Here is a 16,946-nt window from a genome sequence, read left to right as displayed (position 1 = left end):
GCCTTGTGTCGCGAAAGGGCCGCAAGGCGGCCCCCGAATTTCAGCTTTTATCCCTGTATTGCCGGGGCTGCTTTGCAGCCCTCTCGCGACACAAGGCCGCTCCCACGAAGACAGTGCTGCGGCGCGGCTTGCGCACCATGCGGTGGCAACCTCACGCTCCCAGGCGCTATGCTGGGGCAATTTCCAGCATGAGCAACTACCCTCCCCCCATGTCCCAGGTGATCCTCAAGACCCCCGCCCAACTCGACCTGATGCGCCGCGCCGGCCAGCTACTGGCCCAGGTGTTCACCGAACTAGACAGCTTCATCCGCCCCGGCGTGACCACGATGCAGATCAACGACCGCGCCGAGGCGTTCATCGTCGATACGCTCAAGGCACGGCCAGCAAGCAAAGGCCAGTACGGTTTCCCTTACTCGCTCAATACGTCGGTGGACCACGTGGTATGCCACGGCATACCCAAGGCCGATGAGGTGCTCAAGGAAGGCTCGATCATCAACGTCGACATCACGCTGGAACAGGGCGGCTACATTGCCGATTCGTCGAAGATGTATTGCATCGGCAAGATCAGCGAAGAAGCCCGGCACCTGGTCGACACCACCTATGACGCGTTGTGGAAAGGCATCGAGCAGGTGCGCCCTGGGGCAACGCTGGGTGATATCGGCCATGCCGTGCAGGCCCATGCCGAGGCGGCGGGTTACAGCGTGGTGCGCGAGTATTGCGGCCACGGTATTGGCCAGCAGATGCATGAAGCGCCAGAGGTGCTGCACATTGGCCAGCGCGGCATGGGCATGAAGCTGAAACCGGGGATGGTGTTTACCATCGAGCCGATGATCAACCAGGGTGGCCGCGGCACGCGCGAGTTGAAGGATGGCTGGACGGTGATCACCCGGGATCACAGCTTGTCGGCGCAGTGGGAGCATACCGTGGCGGTGACTGAGGGTGGGTATGAGGTGCTGACATTGCGGGAGGAGGAACGGCGTGGCTGAAGCTGCGGCAAACGCGTGCAGGTAGGGGGACAAAATTCAGGCACAAAAAAAGCGACCCTAGGGTCGCTTTCTTTGTTACTTCCGGGTGTTCAGTGGGCCCTGGAAGTGGAATATGGCGCAGCGGACGGGACTCGAACCCGCGACCCCCGGCGTGACAGGCCGGTATTCTAACCGACTGAACTACCGCTGCGCTATACATCGAGTGGTGGGTGATGACGGGATCGAACCGCCGACCCTCTGCTTGTAAGGCAGATGCTCTCCCGGCTGAGCTAATCACCCATGTCTCTCGGTGTGGCGCGCATTCTACGGGCGACTTGGCGCTCTGGCAAGCACTTATCGAAGTTTTTTCACACTTCGGTCAAACACCAAAAATCAGGCACAAAAAAAGCGACCCTAAGGTCGCTTTCTTTGTTACTTCCGGGTGTTCAGTGGGCCCTGGAAGTGGAATATGGCGCAGCGGACGGGACTCGAACCCGCGACCCCCGGCGTGACAGGCCGGTATTCTAACCGACTGAACTACCGCTGCGCTATACATCGAGTGGTGGGTGATGACGGGATCGAACCGCCGACCCTCTGCTTGTAAGGCAGATGCTCTCCCGGCTGAGCTAATCACCCTTCGTCTCGGTGTGGCGCGCATTCTACGGAGCGCCCCGCACCCTGGCAAGCACTTTTTAAACTTTTTTCAAAAAAAACCTCAGGCCTTTCAAAGACCTAGCGTTGTCGGGCGATTCTTTCGTGCATAAGCCACTGCTGGCCCTCTGACAGGGCTGGCCTCAATTCACCGCTCGGAGAATAATGCCCGCCTTATGCATTAAGGAGAGATTGCCCCTCATGTGGTTCAAGAACCTGCTGACCTACCGCCTGACCCAGGAAGTTCCGTTCGAGCCTGAAGCGCTGGAAGCCGCCCTGGCCAGCAAGCCGGCCCGCCCCTGCGCCAGCCAGGAGCTGACCACTTATGGTTTCGTCGCGCCGTTCGGCAAAGGCGAAGACGCTCCCCTGGTGCATGTCAGCGGCGAGTACCTGCTGATTGCCGCGCGCAAAGAAGAACGCATCCTGCCGAGCAGCGTGGTCAACGACGCGGTCAAGGAAAAGGTCGAAGAGATCGAGACCGAGCAAATGCGCAAGGTCTATAAAAAGGAACGCGACCAGATCAAGGACGAAATCATCCAGGCGTTCCTGCCGCGTGCGTTCATCCGCCGCTCGATGATCTTCGCTGCCATTGCCCCGCGCCTGGGCGTGATCCTGGTCAACTCGGCCAGCGCCAAGCGCGCCGAAGACCTGCTGTCGACCCTGCGTGAAGTGATGGGTTCGCTGCCCGTGCGCCCGGCCACGGTGAAGATTGCGCCGGTGGCCACCATGACCGACTGGGTCAAATCGCAGCAAGCCGCCGAAGGCTTCTATGTGCTGGACGAGTGCGAACTGCGCGACACCGCCGAAGATGGCGGTATCGTGCGCTGCAAGCGCCAGGACCTGACTGGCGAAGAGATCCAGCTGCACCTGAGCACTGGCAAAGTGGTGACCCAGCTGGCCCTGGCCTGGCAAGACAAGCTGTCGTTCATTCTCGACGACAAGATGGTCATCAAGCGCCTGAAGTTCGAAGAGCTGCTGCAGGAGCAGGCCGAGCAGGACGGTGGCGATGAGGCTGCGCAACAGTTCGACGCCAGCTTCCAGCTGATGATGATGACCTTTGCCGAATTCCTGCCGGTGCTGTTCGAGGCGCTGGGTGGTGAAGAGATTCCGCAAGGGGTCTGACGGGTATGAGATGCGGTGCTGGCCTGTTTTCTGCCAGCACCGGCCTCTTCGCGGGTAAACCCGCGCCTACGACGGCCTGCGCCCAATCACCAATGTGTGCCCACCACCAATTGTGTAGGAGCGGGTTTACCCGCGAATACGGTAGCGGCCGCAACGGTGAACGACGGGTGGAAATTGGCCAGCAGGCCCGGCCTTGCCCGGAAGGCCGCAGACAGGCACCATGATGCCCACTGTGAGGACGACCTCACGACGCACCGCGTGACCATTCCGGGGACGGCCCCATCATTCAAACGATGGAGACACACTCATGTCCTGGATCATCCTGTTTTTCGCCGGCCTGTTCGAGGTTGGCTGGGCCGTCGGCCTCAAATACACCGACGGTTTCACTCGACCACTACCCACTGTCCTTACCGTCGGCGCCATGGTCATCAGCCTGGGCCTGCTGGGCCTGGCCATGAAGGAGTTGCCGCTGGGCACCGCCTATGCCATCTGGACCGGCGTAGGCGCAGTCGGTACGGTCATCGCCGGGATCATGCTGTTCGGCGAGTCCATGGCCCTGGTGCGGCTGGTCAGTGTGGCGCTGATCGTCTGCGGCCTCGTCGGCCTGAAAGTCAGCGCCAGCTAACCCCCTATCGCAGATGGCCGCGCAGGCGGCTGACCTGTTCGCGCAACACTTCAGGCTGCGCCGCCTCCACCGGGACGGCGGCGCCTGCCACGATGGTCACCCGCGACCACAGGCGCTTGAAGAAGCCCTTGGCCGGGTCGCGGCTGAAGAAGCTACCCCACAACCCCTGCAAGGCCAGCGGAATCACCGGTACCGGCGTTTCTTCGAGGATGCGGCTGACCCCACCCTTGAAAACATCGATTTCGCCATCGCCCGTCAGCTTGCCTTCCGGGAAGATGCACACCAGCTCGCCATCAGCCAGGTACTCGGCAATCCGCGCGAAGGCCCGCTCGTACGTCGCCTGGTCTTCGTTACGCCCGGCAATCGGGATGGCACCGGCAGTGCGAAACACGAAGTTGAGCACCGGCAGGTTGTAGATCTTGTAGTACATGACAAAGCGGATCGGCCGGCGTATGGCCCCGCCCAGCAGCAACGCATCGACGAACGACACGTGGTTGCACACCAGCAACGCTGCACCTTCGTCGGGGATGCGCTCGAGGTCTCGGTGCTGCACGCGGTACATCGAATGGCTGAGCAGCCAGATCAGGAAGCGCATGGTGAACTCGGGCACGATCCTGAAGATATAGGTGTTGACTGCGATATTGAGCAGCGACACCACCAGGAAAAGCTGCGGGATGCTCAGCTTGGCCACGCCTAGCAGGATGATGGTGAGCACCGCCGACACCACCATGAACAAGGCATTGAGGATGTTGTTGGCCGCGATCACCCTGGCGCGCTCGTCCTCGGCCGTGCGGGCCTGGATCAACGCATATAACGGCACGATGTAGAAGCCGCCGAAGACACCCAGGCCGACGATCGACAGCAAGATCCACAACGCCTGGCTCATGCCCAGCAGTGCCAGCCAGTCGTGCGGCGCTGCTGCAGCCGGTACATCACCGGAGTGCCACCACCACAGCAGGCCGAACAGGGTCAGGCCGAACGAGCCGAACGGCACCAGGCCGATTTCCACCTTGCGTCCACTGAGCCGCTCACACAGCAGCGAGCCCAGGGCAATGCCCACCGAGAACAGGGTCAGCACCAGGGTCACCACGGTGCCGTCACCGTGCAGCCAATCCTTGGCATAGGCCGGGATCTGCGTGAGGTAGATAGCGCCGACAAACCAGAACCACGAGTTGCCGACGATCGAGCGCGACACCGCCGGCGGCTGGCCCAGGCCCATGCGCAAGATCACCCACGACTGCTTGAAGATGTTCCAGTCCAGCGGCATTTGCGGCGAGGCGGCAGCCGCCCGCGGGATCCAGCGGCTGGCGAGGTAGCCGAGTACCGCCGTGCCGACCACGCCACCGGCCACCACTGTTGCGTAGCTGTCGGCAGACATCATCACCCCCGCGCCGATGGTGCCGGCGAGGATGGCGAGGAAGGTGCCGGTTTCCACCAGCCCGTTACCGCCCACCAACTCTTCCTCGCGCAGGGCCTGCGGCAGGATCGAATACTTCACCGGGCCGAACAGCGCCGAGTGGGTCCCCATACCGAACAGCGCCACCAGCATCAGCCACAGATGGTTGGTGACAAAGCCCAGCGCACCAATCGCCATGATCACGATTTCGGCCAGTTTGATTGCACGGATCAGCGCATCCTTGGCGAACTTCTCGCCAAACTGCCCGCCCAGCGCCGAAAACAGGAAAAACGGCAGGATGAACAGCAAGGCACACAAGTTGACCCAGATCGATCGGTCACCATCGCCCAGGCTGAGCTTGAACAAAATCGCCAGGATCAGCGACTGCTTGAACAGGTTGTCGTTGAAGGCACCCAGCGACTGAGTGATGAAAAACGGCAGGAAACGCCGCTTGCCGAGCAAGGTGAATTGCGAAGAGTGACTCATCGTCCTTGGTCCTGAGGGCTTTTCAATTGGAGGCTCGCCAAGCGCGCCGGGCCACAAATCTGCATGGGAAATGCGCTGACTGGCAAGCACCGGCTCAGGCATGACCAAGCGAGATTGCGTTCAAGGACCTGCCAGCAGTTGCAGCACTGGCGCTACGTCACTCGAAGCCAAACAACGCCCGCGCGGTATCCACCATCAGTGCCTGGCGCAGCTGCGCTGAACACCCTAAGGCCTCGAACTGTTCGACAGCGGTACCGAAACTGACCTCCGACTCATGCTGGGTATGCGGCCAGTCACTGCCCCACATCAACCGCTCTGCGCCGTAATGGGCTTCCAGTGCGCACAGCGCCTGACGGGCGAATGCCAGGTTCTCTTCCGGCGAGCCCTGCAGCCTGTAGATGCCGGACACCTTCACCCACACCTTGCCCCGACCGCTCAGGGTCAGCAGTTCGGCAAACCCCGGCTGGCCCAGGCCAAGGCGGGCATCCGGGCGGCCGAAATGGTCAATCACGATGTCCAGCCCATAGGGCTGCAATGCCCGCACCAGCACTGGGATGTCCACCACCTGACGGTGCAGTTCCACGTGCCAACCCTGCTCGCCGATGCGCTCCAGCAGGGGCCGCCACTGCGCGCCGGTCAGGTCAGGCATGTCTTGCCCCATGAGGTTGAGGCGTACTCCCCTGACTCCCAACCGGGCCATTTCCGCCAAGGTCGCCCGCTCGACCTCCCGCTCCAGCATCACCACCCCGCGCAGTTGCCCTGGCGCGGTCTGCAAGGCGCTGAGCAGGTAGCGGTTGTCAGTACCCAGGAAGCTGGGCTGGACCAGTACGCCATGGCTGCAACCATGGGCCCGCAGTTGGCCCAGGTAGTCGCCCAGCGGCGCATCGTAACTGGGCGCATAACGCCGCTGGCGGGCCAGGTTCAGCCCACGGCTGAACACGTGGGCGTGGCTGTCGATGGCAGTCAGGTGCAAAGCGGGTGCGTCGGGCATGGTTCTCATACAAACACGTTCAAGTTACTTGGCGACGGCACCGGCCGTTTCCGGCACAGGTGCAGATTCAAGGTTACGGCCACGGGTTTCGGGCAGGCACAGGGCTGCGATCACCGCAACGCCATACGCGATGCCGGCATCGATGCCGATAGCACTGCCCAGCGACATCGACTCGCTCATGTGCCCGACCAGGAACGGGAACACGGCCGACAGCACGCGACCGAAGTTGTAGCAAAAGCCCACCCCGGCGCCGCGCACGTCAGCCGGGTACAGCTCATTGAAGAACGCACCCAGGCTGGCCGGGATGCCGGCGGCGAAAAAGCCCAGCGGGAAGCCGAGGAACAGCATCTGGGTATTGGTCAGCGGGAAAAACACGTAGGCCTGCACGGTCAGTACACAGCACAGGGCGAACAGCAGGATGTTCTTGCGCCTGCCAATACGGTCGATCAGCAGGCCGCTGACCACGCAGCCGCACCAGAAGGCCAGGATGATCACCGCCAGGTAACCGCCCGAGTTCAGCACCGAAAGGTTGCGCTCTGTCTTGAGGAAGGTCGGCAACCAGGTCATCACCGCGTGGTAGCCACCGTGGGCACCCAGGCCGAGCAAGCCGCCCAGCAGGGTCACACGCAGCAGTTCCGGGCGGAAGATGCCAGCCATCGACTGCAAGAAGCTGGAAGGGATGGCCTTTTCCTTTTGCAGGCGCTGGAAGCTGTCCGGCTCAGGCACGTTGCGGCGTACCCAAATGATCAGCAGCGATGGCAGCAGACCGACGAAGAACATCACCCGCCAGGCAAACTCCTGCGGCACCAGTGAGTAAATCAGCGTAAACAGTGCCACCGCCAGCCCCCACCCCACAGCCCAGGCACTCTGCACCGTGCCCATGACCTTGCCGCGATACTTGGGGTTGATGGTTTCGGCCATCAGCACAGCGCCGGCTGCCCATTCGCCACCGATGCCAAAGCCTTGCATGGCCTTGACGAACAGCAACGGGTAGAAGCCGGTGACGAACGCCGAAAGGAAGGTGAAGAACGAGAACCAGAGAATCATCCATTGCAGGGTACGCACGCGACCATAGCGGTCGGACAGTGTGCCACCCAGCCAGCCGCCGATTGCCGAGGTCACCAGGGTCAGGCCACTGATCAGGCCGGCATCGCCCTTGGTCAGGGAGAACGCGGCGATCAGCGCGGGGATGGCCAGGCCGAACATCTGCACTTCCAGCGCATCGAGCGACCAGCCGCCGAAACAGGCCCAGAATGTCTTGCGTTCCCGTGAGGTGATCTCGCGATACCAGCTGAACATGATTGTTATCCTTCTATTCGTGGTGTGACGGGCAGGCGAAGCCACTGCGCCATGGCAGCACGGCGCAGACAGGTAAAAGGGTGAAGCGACTGGTTTAGCGAATGTCGATGCGGTAGCGGAAGTGCTGCGCATGGCCGCGCGAGCGGCGCCATTCCAGAGGTTTGCCGGCATAGTCGCGGGCCAGGCGCTCGATCACGACCACCGGGCTGTCGGCCGGCAGTTGCAGCAAGCGGCCATGCACCGCGTCGACCGCTTCGGCGGTCAGGGTTTCTTCGGCGTAGGCGACCACCTGACCGCACAGCGCTTCGTAGATCGGGTACAGCAGTGGGCCCTTGCTGTTTAAATCCACGTCCAGCAGCGGCTGGAAGGTTTGGCGCGGCAGCCAGATTTCTTCGGCCAGCACCGGCTGGGCGCCAAGCAGACGTGTGCGAACGATGCGGATCACTTCTGCCTCCCCTGCCAGGCCCAATGCCTCGGCCACTGCCGAAGGCGCCGGCAGCGACTCGATGGAAAGAATGCGGCTTTCCGGCACTATGCGCTCGCCATTGGCGGCCTCGAAACGGAAGAAGCGGAACAGCGACGACTGGAACTGTGGGCGGCGAATGAAGGTGCCGCGGCCCTGCTGGCGCTCCAGCACGCCTTCGGCCACCAGGACATCGACGGCCTTGCGCACGGTACCAATCGACATGTCGAACTCGGTGGCCAAGGCTGCTTCGGTCGGGATCGCTTCCCCCGGGCGCCAGCGGTTGTTGGCAATTTGCGCGACCATGTGGTCGCGCAGTTGTTGGTAGCGGGGCAGTCGAGCATCACCGGTCAATGGGTGCATGGGTCTCGCTCTCGTCTTGTTATATAAACATATATATGAATTTTGCGAGAGTATTCCCCGAGCCTGACAGACTGTCAATCCTCCGCCTGTCGCCCTTTGTCCGTGAAGCGGCCTTGTGTCGCGAAGGGCTGTGAGCCAGCCGGAGCATTGCCATCTTCTCTTGAACGTTGCCGGTGCTGCTGCAAGGACCGCATGTGGCTTATGCTTGTGCTCGGCAAACCCGCACAACAAGGACGTGGCAATGCTCGCCGCCATTAAACGCTACCCGCACACCGTTCGCCTGTTGCTCACCACCACCTTCGCGCTTACCGTCGCCCGCGCCCTCACCCTGCCCTACCTGGTGGTTTACCTGGCCGACAATTTCCAGCTGCCGATCAGCCAGATCGGCCTGCTGATCGGTGGCGCGCTGATCGTCGCCTCGCTATTGAGTCTGTACGGTGGCCATCTGGTCGACACCTTGAGCAACCACACGCTGGTCAGCGCCAGTACCCTGCTGTTCGCCCTGGCCTTCGTCGGCGCGGTCGCCAGCCGTTCGGCACTGCCGTTCTTCTTTTGTCTGGTGTTGATCAACCTGGCCCTGGCAGTGGTCGACATTGCTGCCAAGGCGGGCTTCTGCGCGTTACTGCCGGTGGATGAGCGGGCCGAGGTATTCGCCATCAAGTACACCCTCAGCAACGTCGGCTACGCCACCGGCCCGTTGCTGGGCGTGGCCATGCTTGAACTGAACGACCATGTGCCGTTCCTCGCCTCTGCCCTGCTTGGCCTGGCCATGTGCCTGGCTTACTGGCGCCTGGGTGATCGCAGCCTGCAGGCCAGCGCGCCGGACAAACCTGCGGCCGGCTTCGGCCAGGTGGCACTGGGGCTGGCGCGGGATCGTCGGCTGGTGTGCTTTACCGTGGGTGGGGTGCTGAGCGCGGTAGTGTTCGGCCAGTTCACCGCCTACCTGTCCCAGTACCTGGTGGTCACCAGCAACCCGGCCGAAGCGGCACGGCTGATCGGCTATCTGGTCACCACCAACGCCGTGACGGTCATTGCCTTGCAGTACCTGATTGGCCGGCGCATCAGCCGCCAGCGCCTGATGCCGTGGCTGTTGGCCGGCATGGGCCTGTTCATCGCCGGCTTGCTGGGTTTTGCGCTGGCGGACTCGGTACTGGCCTGGTGCCTGGCGATGCTGGTGTTCACGCTGGGCGAAATCATCGTGATCCCGGCCGAGTACATGTTTATCGACCTGATCGCACCGGAGCACTTGCGCGGGGTGTATTACGGCGCGCAGAACCTGTCCAACCTGGGGGCGGCGCTGGGGCCGGTGATGGTGGGGTTTGCACTGGTACACCTGTGGCCAGGGGCAGTCTTCTACCTGCTGGTGTTGTCGGTGATACTGGCAGGGGTGTTCTATGGGTTGGGTACCCGCAGGGGTTGATGTTGCCTGTTCCGGCCTCTTCGCGGGTGAACCCGCTCCTACAACCATCGTCTGCGCTGACGAAGCGGCACTTGCGTGCCAGACTGATTGATCGGGACCGCGTTACCTTTTTGCTTCGGAGTCTTCATGTCGTTGTCCAGCGGGCTGATCGCCGTGGTCGCCCTGGCCTATATGGCCATCATGTTCGCCATCGCCTTCTATGGCGACCGCCGCAGCACGCCATTGCCGCCAAAGCTGCGTGCCTGGGTGTACAGCCTGTCGCTGGCCGTGTACTGCACCAGCTGGACCTTTTTCGGCGCGGTCGGCCAGGCCGCCGAACAGCTTTGGGCATTCCTGCCAATCTACCTGGGCCCGGTACTGCTGCTGATCTTCGCGCCGTGGGTGCTGCAGAAGATGGTGTTGATCAGCAAGCAGCAGAACATCACCTCGATCGCCGACTTCATTGCCGCACGCTACGGCAAGTCGCAGACCCTGGCAGTGGTGGTGGCGCTGATCTGCCTGGTCGGCGTGCTGCCGTATATCGCCCTGCAGCTCAAGGGCATCGTACTGGGCGTGAACCTGTTGATCGGGGCCAACGCCGACGCCACCGGCACCCGCGTGCAGGACACCGCGCTGGTGATATCGCTGGTACTGGCGCTGTTCGCGATCGTCTTCGGTACCCGCAGCCTGGATGTGACCGAGCACCACCGCGGCATGGTCCTGGCGATCGCCTTCGAATCGCTGATCAAGCTGCTGGCGTTCCTTGCAGTGGGCATCTTCATCGTTTTCAACCTGTATGACGGCTTCGACGACCTGTTCAGCCAGGCCCGCCAGTCGATCCACTTGCAGGACTATTGGAAAGAAACCATCAATTGGCCGTCCATGGTGGTGCAAACCGCCGTGGCGATGATGGCAATCATCTGCCTGCCCCGGCAGTTCCACGTTACCGTGGTCGAGAACATCGAACCGCAGGACTTGCGCCTGGCGCGCTGGGTATTCCCCATGTACCTGGCACTGGCCGCGCTGTTCGTGGTGCCGATTGCCCTGGCCGGGCAGATGATGCTGCCCGGCACGGTGATCTCCGACTCGTTTGTCATCAGCCTGCCGCTGGCCGAGGCGCACCCGAGCCTTGCCCTGCTGGCGTTCATCGGCGGCGCCTCGGCGGCTACCGGCATGGTGATCGTCGAGGCCGTGGCGCTGTCGACCATGGTGTCCAACGACATGCTGCTGCCCTGGCTACTGCGCCGCAACAACGCCGAGCGGCCTTTCGAAGCATTTCGCCACTGGATGCTTTCGGTTCGCCGGGTAACCATCGTGGTGATCCTGCTGCTGGCCTATGTCAGCTACCGCCTGCTGGGTTCCACCGCCAGCCTGGCGACCATCGGCCAGATCGCCTTTGCCGCTGTGACCCAGCTCACCCCGGCCATGCTTGGCGCGCTGTACTGGAAGCAGGCCAACCGTCGCGGCGTGTTCGCCGGCCTGGCCGCTGGCATTTTCCTGTGGTTCTACACCTTGGTGCTGCCGATTGCCGCGCACAGCCTGGGCTGGTCGTTGCAGTTGTTCCCTGGCCTGGCGTGGCTGCACGGCAACCCGCTGAACCTGCCGATCAGTCCACTGACCCAAGGTGTGGTGCTGTCACTGGCGGGCAACTTCACCCTGTTCGCCTGGGTTTCGGTGCTGTCGCGCACACGGGTTTCCGAGCACTGGCAGGCCGGCCGGTTCATTGGCCAGCAGACCAGCGCGCGGCCCAGCAGCAAGCCGCTGCTGGCGGTGCAGATCGACGACCTATTGACCCTGGCCTCGCGCTTTGTCGGGGAAGAGCGCGCACGGCAGAGCTTCATCCGTTTTGCCTACCGCCAGGGCAAGGGCTTCAACCCGAACCAGAACGCCGATGGCGACTGGATCGAGCACACCGAACGCCTGCTGGCCGGGGTACTCGGTACCTCCTCGACCCGCGCCGTGGTCAAAGCGGCCATCGAAGGCCGCGACATGCAGCTGGAAGACGTGGTGCGCATCGCTGACGAAGCCAGTGAGGTGCTGCAGTTCAACCGCGCCCTGCTGCAAGGCGCCATCGAGAACATCAACCAGGGCATCAGCGTGGTCGACCAGAACTTGCACCTGGTGGCCTGGAACCGCCGCTACCTGGAGCTGTTCAACTACCCGGACGGGCTGATCAGCGTAGGGCGACCGATTGCCGACATCATCCGCTACAACGCCGAGCGCGGCCTGTGCGGCCCCGGCGAGGCGCAAGTGCATGTGGCGCGGCGGCTGCACTGGATGCGTCAGGGCCGCGCGCACTCCTCCGAGCGGCTGTTCCCCAATGGCCGGGTGATCGAGCTGATCGGCAACCCGATGCCGGGCGGCGGCTTTGTCATGAGCTTCACCGACATCACCCCGTTCCGCGAGGCCGAGCAGGCCCTGCGCGATGCCAACGAACGCCTTGAACAACGCGTGGCGGAGCGCACCCACGAACTGTCGCAGTTGAACCAGGCGCTGTCCGAAGCCAAGAGCCAGGCCGAAGCGGTGAGCAAGTCCAAGACCCGCTTCCTGGCCGCCGTCAGCCATGACCTGATGCAACCGTTGAACGCCGCACGGCTTTTCTCTGCCGCCTTGTCGCAACAGGCCGAGGGCATGAACGAAGAGGCCCAGCAGTTGGTACAGCACATGGACAGCTCGCTGCGCTCGGCTGAAGAGCTGATCAGCGACCTGCTGGACATCTCGCGCCTGGAAAACGGCAAGATCACCCCGGATGCCAAACCCTTCGCCCTCAACGAGCTGTTCGACACCCTGGGCGCCGAGTTCAAGCTGCTGGCGGCCGAGAAAGGCCTGGAGTTCCGCCTGCGCGGCAGCCGCCTGCGGGTGGACAGCGACATGAAACTGCTACGCCGGGTGCTGCAGAACTTCCTCACCAATGCCCTGCGCTACGGCAAGAGCCCGATCCTGCTAGGCGCGCGCCGACAGGGCGAGCGCCTGTGGCTGGAGGTCTGGGACCGTGGCCCGGGCATTGCTGACGACAAGCTGCAAGTGATCTTTCAGGAGTTCAAGCGCCTGGACAGCCACCAGACCCGTGCCGAGAAGGGGCTAGGCTTGGGCCTGGCCATCGCAGACGGCCTGTGTCGGGTGCTGGGGCATCCGCTGGAAGTGCGCTCATGGCCAGGCAAGGGCACGGTGTTCCGCGTCAGCGTACCGATTGCACGCCAGGCCGCCGCGGCGCCAAGCGCGCCCGTGGAACAACAGGGCGGCCAGCCACTGGCCGGGTTGCACGTGCTATGCGTGGACAACGAAGACAGCATCCTGATCGGCATGAACAGCCTGCTGAGCCGCTGGGGTTGCCAGGTATGGACCGCGCGCAACCAGGCCGAATGCGAAGCCCTGCTGGCCAAAGGCATGCGCCCGCACCTGGCATTGGTGGACTACCACCTGGACGACGGCGAGACCGGCACCGGACTGATGGGCTGGCTTCGAGCACGGCTGGGTGAGCCGGTACCCGGTGTAGTGATCAGCGCCGACGGCAGCAAGGAAACCATCGCCCTGGTACATGCATCAGGGCTGGACTACCTGGCCAAACCGGTCAAGCCCGCGGCCTTGCGCGCCCTGCTCAATCGCCATCTGAGCCTGGCTCAGTAACCGCTACGTCGGGCAGCGCCTCGTCGGACAGCGCCCGCTCCAGCAGGTCTGCCGGCAAGCTCTTGCTGGCACGGGCGCCCAGTAGCTTAAGCTGCTCGCTGCGGCTGACCAGGTTGCCACGCCCTTCGCACAGCTTGTTGCGCGCGGCAGCATAAGCCTTGTCTACCTGCTGCAAGCGGCTGCCCAGCTCGTCCAGGTCCTGGATGAACAGCACGAACTTGTCGTAGAGCCAGCCGGCACGCTCGGCAATTTCGCGGGCGTTCTGCCCTTGACGCTCCTGCTTCCACAGGCTGTCGATCACCCGCAAGGTCGCCAGCAACGTGGTAGGGCTGACAATCACGATCTGCCGGTCGAAGGCCTCCTGGAACAGGTTCGGCTCGGCCTGCAGGGCCGCCGAAAAGGCCGCCTCGATGGGCACGAACAACAACACGAAATCCAGGCTGTGCAGGCCTTCAAGGCGGCTGTAGTCCTTGCTCGACAGGCCTTTGACGTGGCTGCGCAGCGACTGCACATGCTGCTTGAGCGCAGCTTCGTCGTTGCCGGCAACGAACTGCTGGTACGCAGTGAGGCTGACCTTGGCGTCCACCACCACCTGCTTGTCGCCGGGCAGCATGATCAGCACATCCGGCTGGAAACGCTCGCCATCGGCGCTTTTCAGGCTGACCTGGGTCTGGTATTCGCGGCCCTTTTCCAGGCCGGCATGCTCCAGCACGCGTTCGAGGATAAGCTCACCCCAGTTACCCTGGGTTTTCTGGCCCTTCAAGGCCTGGGTAAGGTTGGTGGCTTCGTCGGACAGGCGCAGGTTCAGCTGTTGCAGGCGCTCCAGCTCCTTGCCCAGCGAGAAGCGCTCGCGGGCCTCTTGTTGATAGCTTTCCTCCACGCGTTTTTCGAAGGCCTGGATGCGCTCCTTGAGCGGGTCGAGCAACTGGCCAAGGTGCTGCTGGCTGGTCTGGGCGAAGCGCTGCTCGCGCTCGTCGAAGATCTTGGTGGCCATGTCGGCGAACTGGGCGCGCAAGGTGTCACGGGCCTCCTGCAGGTCTTCCAGGCGTTGCTGGTGGCTTTCCTGCTGTTCACGCAGTTCTGCGTCCAGGCGCGCGGTTTGCGCTTCCAGGCGGCGCAGTTCGGCTTCGCGGTTGGCGCGCTCAAGGCTCCAGGCGTGGGCCGCATCACGGGCATTGTCGCGGTCGATCTGCAGCAGCTCCAGCTCACGGCCTTGGGCGGCCAGCTGGGCCTGTTTGACGGCGTTGGCCTCACTGAGGTCGCTGACCTCGTCGCGACTGGCGTCCAGTTGCGCCTGCAGGCCAGCCTGGGCAAGTTGGGCAGCGTTGAGGCGCTCTTCGAGCAAGGCCTGCTCACCTTGCCGTGCGCCCTGGCGGCGCTGCACCTGCATGACCCACACCAGGCAGGGTATTACGCCTGCCACCAAGCCCAGCAGAATGCTGGCCAGATCCACTGTCATGCTTACCCCGAACGCTCTGATGCAAATAGAGTGCAGCTTATCAGCCTGACTGGCGTGTTGCCTGCATCGGCCTCATCGCGGGCCTGCCCGCTGCGCAAGCCTGAAGGCAAAGGTAATGCCTGCACGGTCGCCCGTAGGAGCGGGTTCACCCGCGAAAGGGCCGGCCCTGCTGGCCAACCTCCACCCGCCGTTCACCGTTGCTGCCGCCACCGTATTCGCGGGTAAACCCGCTCCTACCACGGCGGTGGACACACATCGGTGATTGCTCGCGAAAGGGCCCGCGCAGGCAAAAAAGCTCAGACAGAAAACCACTGTCGCAACAAGCGCCGCGCTTCCTGCGACCCCTGCCCTGCCGCAAGCTCAAGCCAATAGCGCGCCTGCTCCGGCTCGTTGTGCTGACACAGCCGAGCGTACTCCAGCTGCGCCCGCCGATCCCCTGCGCGGGCAGCCTGACGCAGCAGCTCATGGCCTATACGCCGGTCACGGGCGTTGCCACAATCGCGGCACAGCATCTGCCCCAGGCGGCTCTGCGCCACAACCACACCTTGGCGCGCAGGCTGCTTCAGCAAGCGCCCGGCCAGGTGCTTGACCTGAGGGTTGTCGCCCAGGCGCGGGCTGTCGAGCAACCACAAGGCCACTTTCAGGGAAAAGCGTTTGGCAGGAGGTGCAGGTGTCGATGCAGCGGGGCTGGAAAGGTGTTTACCGCGAAACTTCATGAGCAACAGGTTTGGTAACTCGAAAGGCGCGCCACTCTACTCTTTTTTTCTCGCCCTGGCCTGTCGATTTCTGGAGGATTGAAAAAAATTTCAATGATCTTTTCTTGACGTTTCCAGGTGGATGACCAACCGGTCTGTTGGAGCATGGCGATTGTCGGACAGTTCATCCCATTGCTGGCACGCCCGTGCTAGAGCAAGCGCTCGGGACAATCCACAGTTCCTGTGGATAACTCGGTGGACAACCCCCTCTCACACCCCTCAAACCCCCGTGAATTGGGGGCTTTGGTCAAACTGACGATTTTTTCACCAGCTAAAAATAGTGTTTTTTTTCATTGACTTAACCACGCAGTCAAGGCATTGGCGAGGCTGCTGGGTGGTGTTGCCAAGCCGTTACAAGCGCTGCCCCGAATGTGAACAAGTGCACCATAAACCTCCATTTGGGTGCACGAAAAGGGCACATCGGACGGCATTCGGGCCATTTACCCCCTCTTCCCAGCAGCGAAAATTCGCGCCATACTGCGCGGCTCACCTGAACAAACGTAGTGCTTGCCAAACATCTTCGCTTCCGGTAAGGTGCCCCTCGTTAGTACCAAGCTGAAAGTCAATTCTGGCCGCAAGCGTCCTTGCAGACTCGCTCCCCCCAAGAGCGTCCCTGCTGAAACAAGGACCGGCCCATTCAATGATTCCCTCGCCAGCCTTACGCTGCGCAAGCACGAATCACATGACAGATTGATCAGGATCCCACCTCGACGGCCTAGAACCTTGGCCCCGGCGTGCTGCCTGCCTTCCGAAGTACCTACCAGTCAGCCCAAGCGCCCACATTTGATTGCGCCCCCTCTGGCTGCCCTGTTCCAGTCAGGTTCGTTCGTCCCTTAATAAAGGCGTCACTGGAACGTTTCTATCATGCACGGATCATATCCCCCGTGTTTAAAGCAGGAACCTCCAACAATATGCAAACTCATCATCAGATTCAGGCTGCCATTGGCACCCTCTCCCAGGCCTTCTCGCCGTTGAAGTGCCTTATCGTTGCCCCACGCAAGGGCAGCTTCAGCTTTACCTTGGTAGACGAACACGGCGTTGCCTGCCACACCGAACGCCTGTACCACGAGCAGTACAGCCGCCATGAACCGCTGCAGGCGGTGATCGCCCGGACGCGTCAGTCGCTCACCGCGTGACCGGCGAATACCGGGGTATTCAAGCGCTGAATCATCCAATCGCAAGACTGCCTGAACGCTTTTGGCGTAATTGCCTTAGGGCATATAGCCCGGAGCATCAGGCAGTAATCGATTTAAAAACAGCTCTTTACACCACGATTATCACACTACACTTCAACTCGAGCGGTGCTTTCCGCTCCCGGCGGGCCTGATCATTCACCAGCTGCCAA

The 16,946-nt window shown here is 62.5% G+C and carries 12 protein-coding genes and 4 tRNA genes; 6 read left to right on the top strand and 10 right to left on the bottom strand.

From position 1 onward, the window contains the following. Positions 1-188 precede the first annotated feature (188 nt). A complete protein-coding gene (map, locus tag V6093_RS24015) occupies positions 189-986 on the top strand; it encodes a type I methionyl aminopeptidase (RefSeq protein ID WP_180689394.1) in 798 nt (265 codons plus the stop codon). Between the two features lie 113 nt (positions 987-1,099). Here map and V6093_RS24010 read toward each other — a convergent pair. The 4 genes from V6093_RS24010 to V6093_RS23995 all read right to left on the bottom strand — a co-directional run bounded on the left by V6093_RS24010 (position 1,100) and on the right by V6093_RS23995 (position 1,601). Further along, a tRNA-Asp gene (locus tag V6093_RS24010) sits at positions 1,100-1,176 on the bottom strand. Between the two features lie 13 nt (positions 1,177-1,189). After that, positions 1,190-1,265, bottom strand: a tRNA-Val gene (locus tag V6093_RS24005). Positions 1,266-1,435: 170 nt separating this feature from the next. Further along, positions 1,436-1,512: transfer RNA gene (locus V6093_RS24000), tRNA-Asp, on the bottom strand. A 13-nt stretch (positions 1,513-1,525) separates the two neighbouring features. Beyond that, positions 1,526-1,601, bottom strand: a tRNA-Val gene (locus V6093_RS23995). A 216-nt stretch (positions 1,602-1,817) separates the two neighbouring features. Between V6093_RS23995 and rdgC the strand changes: the two genes are divergently transcribed. After that, complete coding sequence (rdgC, locus tag V6093_RS23990) at positions 1,818-2,738, top strand: recombination-associated protein RdgC (protein WP_003252510.1); 921 nt, start codon at positions 1,818-1,820, stop codon at positions 2,736-2,738. Positions 2,739-3,045: 307 nt separating this feature from the next. Next, positions 3,046-3,363 carry a quaternary ammonium compound efflux SMR transporter SugE gene (gene sugE / locus V6093_RS23985; protein ID WP_003252507.1) on the top strand — a complete coding sequence of 106 codons (318 nt, stop codon included), beginning with the start codon at positions 3,046-3,048 and terminating at the stop codon, positions 3,361-3,363. Positions 3,364-3,367: 4 nt separating this feature from the next. Here sugE and V6093_RS23980 read toward each other — a convergent pair whose 3' ends face one another. The 4 genes from V6093_RS23980 to V6093_RS23965 all read right to left on the bottom strand — a co-directional run bounded on the left by V6093_RS23980 (position 3,368) and on the right by V6093_RS23965 (position 8,361). Next, on the bottom strand, positions 3,368-5,245 hold the full coding sequence (locus V6093_RS23980) for an MFS transporter (RefSeq protein ID WP_406669632.1): 1,878 nt from the start codon (positions 5,243-5,245) through the stop codon (positions 3,368-3,370). A 157-nt stretch (positions 5,246-5,402) separates the two neighbouring features. Further along, entirely contained in the window at positions 5,403-6,236 is an 834-nt protein-coding gene (locus V6093_RS23975) for an amidohydrolase (RefSeq protein WP_047603336.1), read from the bottom strand. Between the two features lie 24 nt (positions 6,237-6,260). Then, complete coding sequence (locus V6093_RS23970; protein WP_012053435.1) at positions 6,261-7,535, bottom strand: MFS transporter; 1,275 nt, start codon at positions 7,533-7,535, stop codon at positions 6,261-6,263. A gap of 94 nt (positions 7,536-7,629) precedes the next feature. Further along, positions 7,630-8,361, bottom strand: coding sequence for a GntR family transcriptional regulator (locus V6093_RS23965; protein ID WP_014754229.1), 732 nt, complete (start codon positions 8,359-8,361; stop codon positions 7,630-7,632). Between the two features lie 241 nt (positions 8,362-8,602). Between V6093_RS23965 and V6093_RS23960 the strand changes: the two genes are divergently transcribed. Further along, a complete protein-coding gene (locus V6093_RS23960; protein ID WP_265979573.1) occupies positions 8,603-9,781 on the top strand; it encodes an MFS transporter in 1,179 nt (392 codons plus the stop codon). Positions 9,782-9,907: 126 nt separating this feature from the next. Next, the gene (locus V6093_RS23955; RefSeq protein WP_012053438.1) at positions 9,908-13,387 is read left to right on the top strand and encodes a PAS domain-containing hybrid sensor histidine kinase/response regulator; all 3,480 of its coding nucleotides are present in this window, start codon (positions 9,908-9,910) and stop codon (positions 13,385-13,387) included. Here V6093_RS23955 and rmuC read toward each other — a convergent pair. Together rmuC and V6093_RS23945 are read right to left on the bottom strand one after the other, a co-directional pair. Next, positions 13,359-14,732 carry a DNA recombination protein RmuC gene (gene rmuC / locus V6093_RS23950; protein ID WP_161774447.1) on the bottom strand — a complete coding sequence of 458 codons (1,374 nt, stop codon included), beginning with the start codon at positions 14,730-14,732 and terminating at the stop codon, positions 13,359-13,361. The two genes, V6093_RS23955 and rmuC, sit on opposite strands and share 29 nt — an antisense overlap. 410 nt (positions 14,733-15,142) lie before the next feature. Then, positions 15,143-15,562 (bottom strand): tetratricopeptide repeat protein, encoded by a 420-nt coding sequence (locus V6093_RS23945; protein ID WP_012053440.1) that lies wholly within the window; start codon positions 15,560-15,562, stop codon positions 15,143-15,145. A 950-nt stretch (positions 15,563-16,512) separates the two neighbouring features. Between V6093_RS23945 and V6093_RS23940 the strand changes: the two genes are divergently transcribed. Further along, complete coding sequence (locus V6093_RS23940) at positions 16,513-16,737, top strand: hypothetical protein (protein WP_010952743.1); 225 nt, start codon at positions 16,513-16,515, stop codon at positions 16,735-16,737. Positions 16,738-16,946 lie beyond the last annotated feature (209 nt).

The organism is Pseudomonas putida group bacterium ESBL64 (assembly GCF_045277175.1).
GTDB lineage: Bacteria > Pseudomonadota > Gammaproteobacteria > Pseudomonadales > Pseudomonadaceae > Aquipseudomonas > Aquipseudomonas alloputida.
This window is presented reverse-complemented; position numbering and strand designations above follow the sequence as displayed.

Excerpts from the sequence above, each read along its gene's own strand:
- map (WP_180689394.1), top strand. The coding sequence starts at position 189 with ATGAGCAACTACCCTCCCCCCATGTCCCAGGTGATCCTCAAGACCCCC.
- rdgC (WP_003252510.1), top strand. The coding sequence starts at position 1,818 with ATGTGGTTCAAGAACCTGCTGACCTACCGCCTGACCCAGGAAGTTCCG.
- sugE (WP_003252507.1), top strand. The coding sequence starts at position 3,046 with ATGTCCTGGATCATCCTGTTTTTCGCCGGCCTGTTCGAGGTTGGCTGG.
- V6093_RS23980 (WP_406669632.1), bottom strand. The coding sequence starts at position 5,245 with ATGAGTCACTCTTCGCAATTCACCTTGCTCGGCAAGCGGCGTTTCCTG.
- V6093_RS23975 (WP_047603336.1), bottom strand. The coding sequence starts at position 6,236 with ATGCCCGACGCACCCGCTTTGCACCTGACTGCCATCGACAGCCACGCC.
- V6093_RS23970 (WP_012053435.1), bottom strand. The coding sequence starts at position 7,535 with ATGTTCAGCTGGTATCGCGAGATCACCTCACGGGAACGCAAGACATTC.
- V6093_RS23965 (WP_014754229.1), bottom strand. The coding sequence starts at position 8,361 with ATGCACCCATTGACCGGTGATGCTCGACTGCCCCGCTACCAACAACTG.
- V6093_RS23960 (WP_265979573.1), top strand. The coding sequence starts at position 8,603 with ATGCTCGCCGCCATTAAACGCTACCCGCACACCGTTCGCCTGTTGCTC.
- V6093_RS23955 (WP_012053438.1), top strand. The coding sequence starts at position 9,908 with ATGTCGTTGTCCAGCGGGCTGATCGCCGTGGTCGCCCTGGCCTATATG.
- V6093_RS23945 (WP_012053440.1), bottom strand. The coding sequence starts at position 15,562 with ATGAAGTTTCGCGGTAAACACCTTTCCAGCCCCGCTGCATCGACACCT.
- V6093_RS23940 (WP_010952743.1), top strand. The coding sequence starts at position 16,513 with ATGCAAACTCATCATCAGATTCAGGCTGCCATTGGCACCCTCTCCCAG.